We start from the raw sequence: 14,002 nt of genomic DNA, 5'->3' as shown, positions 1-14,002 counted from the left end.
TTCTGTCACTCTGCCACGGTTCTCACAGGATTCAATCATTCACATGCGGAGACCAAAAAAGTGCAGAGCATAAACGAGTATAGACCATGGACAAGCCTAACAAGCATATCGAATGGAAAGAGACCGGTAGCCACTTGCTGCTCCTTACCCTCTCTTTCCTTTTCCTGCTTCTGCTCCACTCGTGCGCCCGCATGGGACAACCCGATGGAGGATGGTACGATGAGACACCGCCTAAAGTGGTCGGTGCCACTCCTGCTGACCATGCCACCAACGTGCACCGCAAGCACATATACATCAACTTTGATGAGTTCATCACCATCGACAACCCTACTGAGAACGTCGTCGTATCGCCGCCACAGCTTGAGGCACCAGAGATCAAGGGACAAGGCAAGCGCATCAGCGTGGAGCTGATGGACTCTTTGAAACCCAACACCACCTACACCGTCGACTTCTCCAATGCCATCTCTGACAACAACGAGGGCAACCCTCTGGGCAACTACACCTACAGTTTCTCCACCGGCGACCATATCGACACGCTCGAAGTGGCCGGTTACGTGCTCGAAGCCGACAATCTGGAACCCGTCAAAGGCATTCTCGTGGGACTGTACAGCAACATGGAGGACAGCGCATTTCAGAAGACTCCCATGATGCGTGTGTCGCGCACTGACTCCCGCGGTCACTTCATCATACGTGGTGTAGCCCCCGGCTCTTACCGCATCTACGCCCTCAAGGACGCTGACGGTGACTATCGCTATGCCCAAAAGAGCGAGATGATCGCCTTCAATCATCAGACGATCACACCGACTTTCAAGCCTGATGTCAGGCAAGACACGACATGGCTCGACACGCTCCACATCGCCAGCATCACCGATGTGCACTACACCCACTTCCTCCCCGACGACATCTGTCTGCGTGCCTTCACCGGCATCAACACCGACCGATACTTTGTGAAGGCTGAGCGAAAGGAGGCCAACCACTTCACGCTCTTCTATACCTATGGTGACGCGGACCTTCCTAAGCTCCGCGGACTTAACTTCAATGCTGACAACGCCTTTGTCATCGATCCGTCAGCCAAGCGAGACACCATCACCTACTGGCTGCGCGACACCGCACTGATCAACCAGGACACACTCGAAGTGGAGCTACAGCACCACATCACCGACTCGCTCGGCGTGCTTCGTCTCCACACCGACACGCTCTCCATTCTCTCTAAGCAACCCTATGCCAAACGGCTGAAAGAGCAAAAGAAAGCCTACGACAAATGGGCAAAAGAGCAGGAGAAGAAAAAGAAAAAAGGAGAACCTTACGACTCGGTCATGGCCGTGAAGCCTCTCGAAATAGCCATCACACCAAGCAGCGAGATGGATCCTGACCAAAACGTCACCATGACGTCAACAGTACCTGTCAAAGACGTAGACATCGAAAAGATGGTACATCTATACTCCCAACCGCCCAGCGACTCGCTATGGTACCGAGAACCCTACGAGATGACACGCGTCAATGCCCTCTCCTACCTGCTCAAGGCATCGTGGAAACCCGATTATCAATACAGCTTAGAGATTGACAGTACCGCCTTCCAGTCCATCTACGGCGATATATCCGGTAAGATCAAGACCGGACTGAAAGTGCGCGGCAACGACACCTATGCCTCGCTGCTCGTCACCATCAACGGCATGCAGGGCAAGCACGTCATCGCCCAGCTCATGGACGAGAGCGACAAGGTCGTCAAGCAAGCCTTCACCGACAACGGCCAGGCGGAGTTCTACTACCTCAAGGAGGGAAAGTACTATCTGAGGATGATCGAGGACACCAACAACAACAAACTGTGGGATACAGGCGATTTCGGCAAGGACATAGAGCCGGAACCCGTCTATTACTATCCCGAAGTGATTGAATGTCGCGCCAAATGGGACGCCACGCGCTCATGGGACCCTGCCGCCACACCACTCTATCGACAAAAGCCATCGGCCATCACCAAGCAAAAGGCTGACAAGCAAAAGCAGGTGCAGCACAGAAATGCCGAAAGAGCCAAGAAGCTCGGCATTCAATACATCCCCCAACCCTAAGCCACAATAGTCAGGGAACATCTTCCTGTCTTCCTGACTACGCTTTGAGAAACGTAGGACTGCCACTGCCAAGCAACGACGAAATCCGATTGGGAAAGAGGCTCACTGCCGGTTCTGTATAAGCATAAAGATTGTTCCATATAAGTATCAAGACAGAATAACAAAATCAAGAAATGATGAAAACACTGAAAATCTGGTTTGTCAGTCTTGTGCTGGCCATGGTCGCCACGCAAGCCGGAGCGCAGTGTACATTCCGAAACACAGCGTTCAAGTCAGGAGAGTTTCTCTCCTACAACCTCTATTATAATTGGAAGTTCGTATGGGTCAAGGCTGGTTCTGCCTCATTCTCTACGGTAAGGAGTGTCTACAAAGGCACGCCGGCATGGCGCGGCAGCCTCATCACCCGCGGCAACCACCGCGTTGACGATTTCTTCGTACTGCGCGACACTCTGCTGTGCTACAACAGCTTGGAGATGGCACCACTCTATTATCGCAAGGGCGCACGCGAAGGCAGCCGATATACGGTCGACGAGGTGTTCTATTCCTATCCCGAAGGCAAGTGCCACGTTGTGCAACACCGCAAAAAAAGCGATGGGAAGAGTCAATGGGAAAAGCACACCTACAACGACTGCGTATACGACATGATGAGCATCTTCCTGCGTGCACGCTCCTTCAACCCGGAAAGCTGGAAGAAAGGACACAATGTTGACTTCCCGATGGTCGACGGCGACAGCCGTGACCCCGCACGTCTGCACTATGAGGGAAAAGTCAATGTCAAAGCCGACGACGGCCACACCTACCGATGCCTGAAGTTGGCTTATCTCGAAAAAGAGGACGGAAAGCCCTATAAAAAGATCGTAGACTTCTTTGTCAGCGACGATGCCAACCACATCCCCGTACGCTTGGATCTCCACCTCCGCTTCGGATCTGCCAAGGCCTTCCTGGTTGGATACAAGGGCGTGAAAGGCGAGATTCAGTCACGCGTGAAGTAAGACAATGTTAGCAAGAGACAAAGAATAAAGTCTCAACAGACTAAAAAGAGAGCATAAACAGACAAGAAAGAGAGTATCAGTAGGCAATAAAAAGAGCCTCAACGGGCAACAACGAAGGCATCAACAGCCATTAGAGCTACACCCCGAAGCAGTTTGTTGCAAAAAACGCGCGCTGAGAGCTCGTTGCTTATTCGGCGATACCATTATTATTATATCAAGAAAAGCCCCTCACAGACCAAAGAAATGACTGTGAGGGGCTTTTTCGTTTTACTTATACTGAAAGCCTTATGATATTCTCATTCTTTACGGTTAAAGACAAGCCAAACGGACAGAGGCTGCAAGCCCGTCAGTCAAAGATGCATTTCATGTTCCTTTCCAACTGTCCCACACTACTGGCTCCTACGAGCACACTCGTGATTCCCTTTTGATGAAGGATCCATGCCAGCGCATTCTCGGCAAGGGTATGGCCCTGAGCCTGTGCCTCGCTGTTGAGCTGACGTAGGCGCGCCAACAGTTCCGGCGTGAGCTTATCAGCGGTCAAGGAACCGCCATGTGCCATACGGGAGTCCTGCGGAATGCCATTGAGATATCGGTCGGTGAGCAGTCCCTGCGCCAACGGTGAGAAGCTGATGAAGCCAATGCCATGCTCGCTGCAATAGTCCAATATGCCCTCGTCAATCGGTTCGTGGTCGATCATATTGACCCGTCCCTGATAGATCAGCAAAGGCACATCATGGTCGCGAAGGTACTTGTCAGCGACCTTCAAGGCTTCCAGTGGCCAGCGTGAGATGCCCACATAGAGCGCCTTGCCCGCTCTGACGATGTCGACCAAGGCTTGCAAAGTCTCCTCCAACGGTGTCTGAGGGTCGTAGCGATGGCTGTAGAAGAGGTCGACATAGTCCAGTCCCATTCGCCGGAGGCTTTGGTCGATGCTTGCCATGAGGTATTTGCGCGAGCCCCAATTGCCGTAAGGTCCCGGCCACATGTCGTAGCCTGCCTTCGTGGAAATGAAGAGCTCGTCGCGATAGCGAAAGAAATCGTCACAGAGAAGCTTGCCCATCGTCTCTTCTGCCGAGCCGTAGGGAGGTCCATAGTTGTTGGCAAGGTCGAAGTGAGTGATGCCGTGGTCGAAAGCGTAGTGCGTGATGTCACGCGCACGCTCATAGCTGTCATTGCCGCCAAAGTTGTGCCAAAAGCCCAAACTCACTTTTGGCAGCAACACGCCTGACCGTCCACAACGGCGGTAAAGGCTGTGGCTTTGGTCATAACGGCTGTCCGCGGCGATATAAGGCTTCCTCAGCTCCATCTCGCTCAGCGTTCTGCTCTTCGTGTTGATATTCATTGCTTTGTCTTTAAAGTAGAGAATTTTGGTGACTATATTGCCCCACGGCTCCGTTCAGGACAGTGCCGTGAGGCAAAGAGAGTTCTACCCTTGCCGGTCGGACTTGATGAGTTGCAGCAGACGATCCACGGCTTCATCCTCTGGAATGTTCTTTTCCACACATTCCTGTCCACGGTAGAGTGAGACCTTTCCCGGTCCTGCACCCACATAACCGTAGTCGGCGTCTGCCATCTCTCCCGGTCCGTTGACGATACATCCCATGATGCCGATCTTCAGTCCGTGCATGTCTTTAGTAGCCTCCTTGATGCGCGCGATCGTCGTGCGCAGGTCGTAGAGCGTACGTCCACAGCCCGGACAACTGATATACTCGGTGCGCGAGGTGCGCAGACGGGCTGCCTGCAAGATGCCAAAGGCCGTATCCTCGATGTCGCCGACACTGATATTGCCCTTGTTCATCAGCCAGATGCCATCAGTAAGTCCGTCCATCATCAGTGCGCCCATGTCGGCGGCAGCTTCCAACTGGAACTCTTCCTTGTCATTGAGCTGGTACATCTGTGCGAAGACGACGGGATTGCTGACTTCAGCGGTCATCATCTCGTGAACAAGCGCGCGCTGATTACCGAGTCTGTTTTGCTGGTTGCTCGTACAGACAACCACCACTTCCGGATGTGCCTTCAGGCAAGCCAGGTACTCAGCACTCGGTGTTCCGAACTGGAGCACGAGGAACTTCATGTCGCTCTGTACCATGCCCACCAAGGGCATGGCCACCACGGGGAAGATAGGATAAAACGTTGCCTCGCCCTGCGCCTTGCCGAGATTACCCTCACTTTGCAGTTGTGCGAAGACATCGTAGTCGAGGATATAGTGTTTGCCGGACTGTGGATGCTCAGGCACCTGCTGTCCTACATAGACATAGTCAGCCTTACCGGCATAGTCGGTCTGCTCAGCCGAGACGATGACAACAGGCACGTGTGCGCCTCCCACATTCCCGACGGGCTGTGTCTCGCGTCGTGTGGGACGAAGCCAGTCAAAGCCTTCGTAGGCCTCGCCGGGGACGATCAGACTGCCAGCCTTGCGGCCTATGTAGTCTACAAGATGTCGTGCGACGGGTATCTCAGCCTCAGGTTCCTCGGACAATGACACGCGTACGGTGTCACCAATGCCGTCGGCCAGCAGGGCGCCAATGCCTACCGCACTCTTGATACGTCCGTCCTCACCCTCACCGGCTTCCGTCACGCCAAGGTGCAAAGGATAGTGCATGTCTTCCTTGTCCATTTGGTCTACGAGCAATCTCACCGACCGCACCATGACCACCGTGTTGGAAGCTTTGATAGAGATCACCACATCGTCGAAATGCTCTTTCTTGCAGATGCGCAGAAACTCCATGCAGCTCTCCACAATACCTTCCGGTGTGTCGCCGTAGCGGTTGCGGATACGGTCCGAGAGCGAGCCGTGGTTCACGCCAATGCGAATGGCCGTATGGTGCTCCTTGCAGATATTCAGGAAGGGCACAAAGCGGTCCTCTATCTTTTTCAGTTCTTCGGCATATTCCTCATCGGTATATTCTTTCTTGATGAACTTACGTGCCGGGTCGACATAGTTGCCCGGATTGACACGCACTTTCTCTGCATAGCGTGCAGCCACGTCAGCCACACGAGGATTGAAATGCACGTCGGCGACGAGTGGCGTAGCGAAGCCGTCACGACGTATTCCATCGTGAATGTTCTTGAGATTCTCCGCTTCACGCACACCCTGTGTGGTCAGTCTGACGAGTTCTCCTCCTGCTTTGATAATGCGTTCAGCCTGCTCCACGCAAGCCTGCGTATCGTCGGTGTTGGTAGTGGTCATGGACTGGATGCGTATTGGATTGTCTCCTCCCATATCCAGTCTGCCGATATGCACTACAGAAGTCTCGCGCCGATGATAGTTAAACAAATCGACCATATCTGTTGATGAGTTGGTATGTTGATGAGCGAATGGAGTCCTAAGAAGGACTCCGTCGCTTAGTTGCACTTATAGGTATATTTCACCTCTTTGAGATCAGCGTTGGCTTTCTCGATCTTCTTGCCGAGTCCAGCCTTCCATGCCTCCACTTTCTTGGCGACATCTTCGTCACCCAGGGCGATCATCTCAGCGGCGAGGATGGCAGCATTCTGTGCGCCGTTGACGCCAACAGTGGCTACGGGGATCCCCGGTGGCATCTGTATGATGCTCAGCATGGCATCGAGACCGTCGAGCATGCCTTTGATGGGCACACCGATGACGGGCAGCGGTGTAGAGGCAGCAATGACACCGGGCAGAGCGGCAGCCATGCCGGCACCGGCAATGATGACTTTGATGCCGCGCTCCTTGGCTCCCTTGGCGAAAGCCTCAACAGCGTCGGGTGTGCGATGAGCCGACAATGCATTAACCTCAAAGGGAATCTGTTGGTCGTCGAGCCACTTACATGCTTTTTCCATGATGGGCAGATCACTTGTAGAGCCCATGATGATACTTACTAATGGTTTCATACTTATGTCTTTTAAATCTATGGTATCTAATTGATGTCTTTATTTGTTTTCACGAGGCCTCAACGTTTCCGGCTGCTTACAGAATTGTCCAGAAGCCCAGAATCACGCCTACAAGGAAGCCGACAACCACCTGCGTGAGGGTATGCTGACGCAGGATCATGCGACTGCTGCCCACCAGTCCCGCAATGAGAATGACGAGACAGAACCACCAGATCGGGTTGAAGGCAAAGAGTATCGAGAACGCTACGAGCGCACCGGCGAAGCCTCCTATGGCTGCCGTGTGGGTGGAGATCTTCCACCAAACATTGATGACGGCACAGACAATCTGTATCATCAGCGCCGCCACAAGGATGTTGGCCATGAACTGCGGAATACGCAGCAGGCTCATGATGTAGTAGCAGCAGAAGTAGCAAAGGATGGCGATGATGTAAGGCACCATGCGTCGCTCCTTCTTTCCCATCTCCAATGGTGTCCATCCCTGGTAGCGTCGGTAGACATGGATCAGCAGTGTGGGGAAGAGAATGGTGAAGAGATACACCATAAACACCACGCTGAGCTTGTATTGCCATGGCATGATGCTCAGATAGCTGAAGGTGAACAGAGCGATGAGCCCGACTATCGGCAGATAAAACGGCGTGAAGATCAGACTCATCAGCCTTGCTGTCAGTATTATATTCTTTTCTTTCATCATCATATCTTTCTCAGGCGTGCTACGGGCACACCCAGTTGTTCACGGTATTTGGCCACGGTGCGCCTTGCGATGGGGAATCCTTTTTTCTTCATCATGGCGGCGAGGGCATCGTCGCTGAGCGGTTTGTGCTTGTCCTCCTGCTCCAGGATGTCGCGAAGCGCCACCTTGATCTTTCTCGTCGACATCTCTTCTCCGTCCTTGGTGACATAGCTGTCGGAGAAGAAGAAACGCAAGGGGAACGTGCCCCAGCGGGTTTGTGCGTACTTCACATTGCACACGCGCGAGATCGTAGAGATGTCGAGACCAGTCTTCTCCGCGATGTCTTTGAGGATCATCGGGCGCAAGTCTGCCTCGTCGCCGTCCTGGAAATACTTCTTCTGCCAGTCGATGATGGCCTTCATCGTGACGTAGAGCGTATGTCTCCGCTGCTTGACGGCATCGATATATCCCTGTGCCTTGTCGAGTTTCTCCTTGGCATAGAGCAGCGCCTCCTTATCCTGCCGGTTCATCTTCGCCTTGTTGTTTTTATAGGTGTCGACAAGGTCAGAGAAGGTCTGGGACACTTTCAAGTCGGGAATACGGCCATTGTTGAGCGTGAACGTCACGTTGCCTTCGTCGTCTGTGTCCACGATAAAGTCGGGCGTGATCTGCTGTAGGTTACGTCCCATCGCTTCGCCGAGTGATGCACCGGGCTTCGGGTTGAGACGGTGAAGCTCGTTGCGCAGTGCTGTCGCCTGCTCGTCGGTGAGCTGCAAAGCCTGTGAGATTTTGTCCCACCGCTTATGCGTGAAGTCTTCGAAATGGTCTTTGATGACACTCTCCATCAGTTCGCGCACCTTGCCTTTCGGCTTCCGCCTTATCTGCAACAGCAGACATTCCTGTAGGTTTCGCGCCCCGATACCGGCTGGATCAAAGGTCTGCAGAAGTTTGAGGAGCTTTTCTATCTCCGATGTGGATACGTCGATGTTGTGATAGATAGCCAGTTCGTCCGCGATGTCGTCGAGGCTTTTCCTCAGCAGTCCGTCACTGTCGAGCGATCCGATCAGGTATTCCATGATAGCCTGCTGCTGTTCGGTGAGTTCCAGCTCACCCATCTGCTCTTTCAGTTTATCGTAGAACGATGTCGTGTCTCCCCACACCATCTCTTCCCGGTCAGCGTCGTCAGTGTCGGATCCGCCGTAGTAAGAGGATTCGGCGGAGGGCATTGCGTCGTCGCGTCCCAGATCCTCAAGAGCACTGTCCAAGGCGTCCTCACGCTCTTCTCGCTCAGATTTCACCTCGTAGTCCTCCTGATCGCCGTCACCGTCGGCGTCGGACAGACGGTCATCGCGGTCGTCACTCCCTCCGAACTCGTCAGGCTCATGGTCGTCATGCTCCAGTGCCGGGTTGTCATCAAGCTCAGCATTGACGTTCTGCTCAAGCTCAGCCAAGGGCATCTCCAGCAGTTTCACCTGCAGCATCTGCTGTTGTGAGAGCCTCTGCTGCTGGAGTTGTTGTTGTGTTTCAGTCTGTATTAACTTTTGTGCCATAACATGCTATGTAGGGGAGAGAGTCTATTTCCAGTAATCTTTGAGTTGTGCTGCCAGCGCGGCCAGCTTTTCGGGATCGTCATTGCCAAAGCGTCGCCAGATGTTTCGGCAAGGCTCATAGAGCGGACTCTTGCGTCCCTCGTCCTCACTAAGGAAAGGATCGCAGGCCTGATAGACGGTCATGATGTCGGCAACCTCCTGGGCGCTCATGCGCAACAACTTTGCCAGTGCCGCTACTTCGGGTGTGCTGGGAACCATCGTGGCCGGCACCAGTTGGTAGTAAAGGTCGAGGATGGCGATGAGCTTCACCGGTGTGACGGCATCCTTGCCCTTCGCGGCCTCTTCGGCACTGACGGGCTTGAAGTCGCGTTCCCACTCTCTGGTGGCTTCCACTCCGTCGTAGAACTCCTCGGCATTGCCGAAGCCGTCCATCATCTGCAGTTTTTTCACCACGGCTTTCAGCCGTGCAGGCTTCTCGGCATAGCGGTTCCACAGTTCCTGGAGCAATGGTGTGTCGATGCGTCGCAGGCGGAAGAGCTTGCGATAGATATACTGCGGCTTGAGATGTGTGCGCAATGCCACGTCGATGAGTGCACGGCTATAGAGGGGCTTCACGCCTTGCGGAGCCTTGAGATAGAGTTGCAGGAGCAACAACCAGTAATCGTCTTGCCAAAGTCTTGCCATAATCTTAGGATTTAGGTGCTGTTGACATCATTTCTTTGTTTTGTCTACAAAGATACGTCTTTTTCCGTTTGGTTGCACCTTTTCTCCACTCTTTTTTACAGATAAAAGCACTGCATGTCACTAAAACAATAGAGAGGTCCTTCAGAGACCTCTCTATCATGTGTTTTTTACCATTCCCCCTGCTGCACCATCTTCTCGCTGTCCCAGGGAGCGGGCGCACCGCCAAGATACTTATGGAACCACTCGAGGTGGGCATTGTAGTAGAGCGGCATGGACTTCAGCGTGCTGGGCCAGTGACCATCGTTCTTGAAGACGATCAGACGCGAGGGGATGCCCAGCGACTGCAACGTGGAGAAATATTGCAGGCTCTGTGTGTAGCTGACACGATAGTCCCGCTCACCGGTGATGATCAGCGTAGGCGTGGCGAAGTTCTTGACATAGCTCGACGGACTCCACTTGGTGTAGAGTTCTGAGTTCCAGGGCTGTCCCTCAAGGTCGAAGTTGGGGAACCAGAGCTCCTCTGTAGCGCCCCACATCGAGCGCAGGTCAAAGAGTCCCATCATCGAGGCCAGGCACTTGAAGCGCTTGGTCTGTCCTTGTACCCAGTTCATGAAATAGCCGCCGTAGCTCCATCCCATGGCTCCCATGCGCGTAGAGTCGACGTAGGCGAGTTGCGCGAGCTTGTCGGTGGCCTTCATAAAGTCTTCGAAGGGATAGCTGCCCCAGTGTCCGCTGATGTCGCGGCAGAACTGCTGTCCGTAGCCCGTGGAGCCGTGGATATTGGGATAAGCCACTACATAGCCAGCACCGGGATAGACTTGCCAGTCGGGACGGAAAGAATCCATCCACTGCATCTGTGGTCCACCGTGTACATTGATGACCAATGGATACTTCTTGTTGGGGTCGAAGCCGTGTGGTTTCACGATGAACACCTCGACGGAGTCGCCTTTGGCTCCTTTGATCCACATGGTCTCCGAGGGTCGGATGTCCACCGTGGCCTCCAGACTGTCGTTAAGATGTGTCACCTGTGTTTCCTTGAGCTCTGGGCGTCCCTTGGCCGCCGCGATGGCCTTGGCGGTGGCGTGGTAGATGGCCGACGGCTTTCCGGTGCGCGAATAAGTATAGTAGAATCCGCCCTTGCCGTCGAAGTCGAAGCTGCCGATAGCGCGGTTGGCGATGACCTTAGTGATGCGGTCGTTCTTCAAGTCGACACGATAGAGGGGCTCATAGCCACGCTCTTCCCCCAGGAAATAGATAGCCTTGGAGTCCGGAGTCCATTTATAGTCGTCGACCCAATTGTCGAATTTCTCGGTGAGCACACGCTTCTGCCCCGTCTTGCGGTCGTAGAGTCCGAGGATGAAACGGTCGCTCTCGTATCCGGGCGTGCGCTGGAAGCGGTAGGCGATGTAGCGTCCGTCGGGCGAATACTGCGGCGAGCCGTCCCAAGCCTTGTTCTCAGCCGTGATGTTCTTTGCCTCGCCGCCGGTCACGGGCACTACCCAGAGGTCGCAATTCGTCGTGGCCTCAGGATGCTCGTCGTGGTTGCTCAGATAGCAAAGCTCCTTGGAGTCGGGTGAGAACACAAAGCCCGAAGGACCACTGGGCGAGAACACCGGTGAGTGGAACCGTCCCGGCGTGACGTCGGTGTAGGTCTTGTTCTTGAGATTATAGACAATGATATGCCAATACTTCCCGTCGCTGTATTCCGTCCAATGGCGATAGAGCAGATGATCAGCGATATGTGCCTGTATAGGATTCTTAGCCTTGCGCTCGATGGCGGCTTTGTTGGCCTTACCGTCAGCGCCGCCGATCTCGGGATAAACTTCTGCGGCGAAGGCAATCAAGTTGCCGTCGGGCGACACGGTGGCGCCGTCGATGCCCAGCGCATAGTCGGTGAGCTGTGTAGCCTTGCCGTCGCGCCAGGCATAAAGCTGAGATGAGCCGCTGGCCATGGAGACATAGTAGAGTGTGCGTCCGTCGGCCGACCAGAACGGCGAGAAGCTCTTGTTGTCAGTGGTGATGGTTTTGCCGTTCACGACAATGTTGCTGTAGCTCTTCTGAGCCTTCAGGTCAGAGCGGCTGGTGCCGTAGGCCAGTGCACCGGTGGCCGACACGGTTGGACCGGAAGCGTATTGCAACCGATAGATATCCTCGATGGTGAACGCCCGTTTCTGTGCCGCAAGCGGCATAGCGGCGAGCAGAGCCAAAGTAAAAACTGCTATTTTCTTCATATACCGTAGATTTTATGATACAAAGATAATGATTTTCTTTTAGACAGAGTAACATAAATAAAAAAGACATAGTAACATAGTAAACATATAGTGTGACTTGTGTTTACTATGTTACTATGTCTATAATATGTTTACTCTGTCTTTTACAGCGACCAGGTAGTGCCGTCCTTGGTATCGTTGATGACAAAGCCTGCATCGTTGAGTGCGTCTCGGATCTGGTCGCTGGTAGCCCAGTCTTTGGCCTCCTTGGCCTGTTGGCGCAGGCGCAGCACCATCTCCATGACCTTGCCATAAGCCTTTTCTCGGCTGGCATTACCCTCAGCGGCATCGTCTTTCAAGCCCAGCAGGTCGAAGGTGAAGAGGCGCATGGTGTCGCCGAGCTCCTTGAGATCGTCGGCAGAGATCTTAGCCTTGTGGTCAACAAGCTGGTTGACGAGATGGCAAGCCTCAAAGAGCGCGCTGATGACCAGCGGTGTCTGCAGGTCGTCGTTCATGGCGTCGTAGCAACGCTGACGCAGTTCTTTGACAAACTTCTGCACCTCGGGTTGCGATCCCTTGGCAGCTTGCACGCGGGCCAAATCCTTGATGCCCTTCATCAGACGGTCGTAGCCTTTCTGTGCAGCCTTGAGCGCGTCGTTGGAGAAGTCCACCGTGCCGCGGTAGTGAGCCGAGAGGATGAAGAAGCGGATCGTCATTGGCGAATAGGCCTGCTCCAGTGTGGGATGGTTGCCGGTGAAGAACTGCTCGAGAGTGATAAAGTTTCCGAGACTCTTACCCATCTTCTGTCCGTTGATGGTGATCATGTTGTTGTGCATCCAGTAGTGCACCATTTGATCGCCCTGTGAGGCTACTGCCTGCGCGATCTCGCACTCGTGATGCGGGAAGATCAAGTCCATGCCACCGCCATGGATGTCGAAATGGTTGCCGAGATACTTGCGTCCCATAGCCGTGCACTCGCAATGCCAACCGGGATAACCCTCGCTCCAGGGACTGGGCCAGCGCATGATATGCTCCGGTGTAGCCTTTTTCCATAGGGCGAAGTCGTACTGATGCTTCTTCTCCCCTACTCCGTTGAGCTCACGGCTGTTGTCCTTGATGTCGGTGAGATTGCGTCCGGAGAGGATGCCGTAGTGGTATTTCTGATCGTATTTCTCCACGTCGAAGTAGATAGAACCATTGCTTTCGTAGGCGAAACCATTGTTCATGATCTCCTTGACAAGCTCTTCCTGCTCGATGATATGTCCCGTTGCGTGGGGCTCTATCGACGGCGGCAGCACGTTGAGCATGTCCATGGCCTTGTGATAGCGGTTGGTATAGTATTGTGCGATCTCCATGGGCTCGAGTTGCTCCAGCCGTGCTTTCTTCTCGATCTTGTCGTCGCCCTCGTCGGCGTCGTGCTCGAGATGGCCCACATCGGTGATGTTGCGCACGTAGCGAACCTTGTAGCCCAGATGCTTCAGATAGCGGAAGAGCACGTCGAAAGTAATGGCCGGACGGGCGTGACCCAAATGCGGATCACCATAGACAGTAGGTCCGCAGACATACATACCCACGTGGGGAGCATTCAAAGGCTTGAAGAGCTCCTTGCTGCGGGTGAGCGTATTATAAATCAATAAATTCTGTTCCATAATCCCAAACGTTGTTTATTATAGATGCAAAGTTAATGATTTATTTCGAAATAGACAATAAAGGCAAAGAAGAATAGCACGTCAGGGCCAGTAGCTTGAAAACTGTTACGCACCGTTGCTACGCTCCCTGGTAAGTACGCACCCGCCGAAACAAAAATAAAGAAGGGGCAAAAGCTCACTGAGCCGCCCCCTACTTAATATATAATCAAGGCCCAAGGGGGATTGTCCGTGGCGGGCAGATGCCGCTGCCTAACCAAAGACAGTAACACATCTATAGAAAAAGAAGGGTATATCCCTTATTCCCTTCAGGCATGACCTGAAGGCTTTCA

At 53.6% G+C, this 14,002-nt stretch carries 10 protein-coding genes; 2 read left to right on the top strand and 8 right to left on the bottom strand.

Going from position 1 to position 14,002, the window contains the following annotated elements:
- Positions 1-86: 86 nt before the first annotated feature.
- Positions 87-2,066: an Ig-like domain-containing domain gene (locus NG346_RS08820; RefSeq protein WP_262280481.1), complete on the top strand. Its 1,980-nt coding sequence runs from the start codon at positions 87-89 to the stop codon at positions 2,064-2,066.
- A gap of 176 nt (positions 2,067-2,242) precedes the next feature.
- Complete coding sequence (locus tag NG346_RS08815; protein WP_262280519.1) at positions 2,243-3,058, top strand: DUF3108 domain-containing protein; 816 nt, start codon at positions 2,243-2,245, stop codon at positions 3,056-3,058.
- A 346-nt stretch (positions 3,059-3,404) separates the two neighbouring features.
- Here the strand turns inward: NG346_RS08815 and NG346_RS08810 are convergent, their stop codons facing one another.
- The 8 genes from NG346_RS08810 to cysS form a co-directional block, all read right to left on the bottom strand.
- Complete coding sequence (locus NG346_RS08810) at positions 3,405-4,364, bottom strand: aldo/keto reductase (RefSeq protein ID WP_262280518.1); 960 nt, start codon at positions 4,362-4,364, stop codon at positions 3,405-3,407.
- A gap of 120 nt (positions 4,365-4,484) precedes the next feature.
- Positions 4,485-6,344, bottom strand: coding sequence for a 4-hydroxy-3-methylbut-2-en-1-yl diphosphate synthase (locus NG346_RS08805; RefSeq protein WP_262280480.1), 1,860 nt, complete (start codon positions 6,342-6,344; stop codon positions 4,485-4,487).
- Positions 6,345-6,403: 59 nt separating this feature from the next.
- Positions 6,404-6,910 (bottom strand): 5-(carboxyamino)imidazole ribonucleotide mutase, encoded by a 507-nt coding sequence (gene purE / locus NG346_RS08800; protein WP_262280479.1) that lies wholly within the window; start codon positions 6,908-6,910, stop codon positions 6,404-6,406.
- A gap of 76 nt (positions 6,911-6,986) precedes the next feature.
- The gene (locus tag NG346_RS08795) at positions 6,987-7,598 is read right to left on the bottom strand and encodes a phosphatase PAP2 family protein (protein ID WP_262280517.1); all 612 of its coding nucleotides are present in this window, start codon (positions 7,596-7,598) and stop codon (positions 6,987-6,989) included.
- Positions 7,599-7,600: 2 nt separating this feature from the next.
- Positions 7,601-9,130, bottom strand: coding sequence for an RNA polymerase factor sigma-54 (gene rpoN / locus NG346_RS08790; RefSeq protein WP_262280478.1), 1,530 nt, complete (start codon positions 9,128-9,130; stop codon positions 7,601-7,603).
- A gap of 24 nt (positions 9,131-9,154) precedes the next feature.
- Positions 9,155-9,814, bottom strand: a complete 660-nt coding sequence (locus NG346_RS08785) for a hypothetical protein (protein ID WP_262280477.1) — start codon at positions 9,812-9,814, stop codon at positions 9,155-9,157.
- Between the two features lie 167 nt (positions 9,815-9,981).
- A complete protein-coding gene (locus NG346_RS08780) occupies positions 9,982-12,045 on the bottom strand; it encodes a dipeptidyl-peptidase 5 (protein WP_262280476.1) in 2,064 nt (687 codons plus the stop codon).
- Between the two features lie 143 nt (positions 12,046-12,188).
- Complete coding sequence (cysS, locus tag NG346_RS08775; protein WP_262280475.1) at positions 12,189-13,673, bottom strand: cysteine--tRNA ligase; 1,485 nt, start codon at positions 13,671-13,673, stop codon at positions 12,189-12,191.
- Between the last annotated feature and the right edge of the window lie 329 nt (positions 13,674-14,002).

The organism is Hallella absiana (assembly GCF_025457485.1).
GTDB lineage: Bacteria > Bacteroidota > Bacteroidia > Bacteroidales > Bacteroidaceae > Prevotella > Prevotella absiana.
The sequence above is the reverse complement of the archived record's forward strand: the minus strand, read 5'-3'. Positions and strand labels throughout refer to the sequence as shown.

Excerpts from the sequence above, each read along its gene's own strand:
- NG346_RS08785 (WP_262280477.1), bottom strand. The coding sequence starts at position 9,814 with ATGGCAAGACTTTGGCAAGACGATTACTGGTTGTTGCTCCTGCAACTC.
- NG346_RS08820 (WP_262280481.1), top strand. The coding sequence starts at position 87 with ATGGACAAGCCTAACAAGCATATCGAATGGAAAGAGACCGGTAGCCAC.
- NG346_RS08805 (WP_262280480.1), bottom strand. The coding sequence starts at position 6,344 with ATGGTCGATTTGTTTAACTATCATCGGCGCGAGACTTCTGTAGTGCAT.
- NG346_RS08780 (WP_262280476.1), bottom strand. The coding sequence starts at position 12,045 with ATGAAGAAAATAGCAGTTTTTACTTTGGCTCTGCTCGCCGCTATGCCG.
- NG346_RS08815 (WP_262280519.1), top strand. The coding sequence starts at position 2,243 with ATGAAAACACTGAAAATCTGGTTTGTCAGTCTTGTGCTGGCCATGGTC.
- NG346_RS08795 (WP_262280517.1), bottom strand. The coding sequence starts at position 7,598 with ATGAAAGAAAAGAATATAATACTGACAGCAAGGCTGATGAGTCTGATC.
- cysS (WP_262280475.1), bottom strand. The coding sequence starts at position 13,673 with ATGGAACAGAATTTATTGATTTATAATACGCTCACCCGCAGCAAGGAG.
- rpoN (WP_262280478.1), bottom strand. The coding sequence starts at position 9,130 with ATGGCACAAAAGTTAATACAGACTGAAACACAACAACAACTCCAGCAG.
- purE (WP_262280479.1), bottom strand. The coding sequence starts at position 6,910 with ATGAAACCATTAGTAAGTATCATCATGGGCTCTACAAGTGATCTGCCC.
- NG346_RS08810 (WP_262280518.1), bottom strand. The coding sequence starts at position 4,364 with ATGGAGCTGAGGAAGCCTTATATCGCCGCGGACAGCCGTTATGACCAA.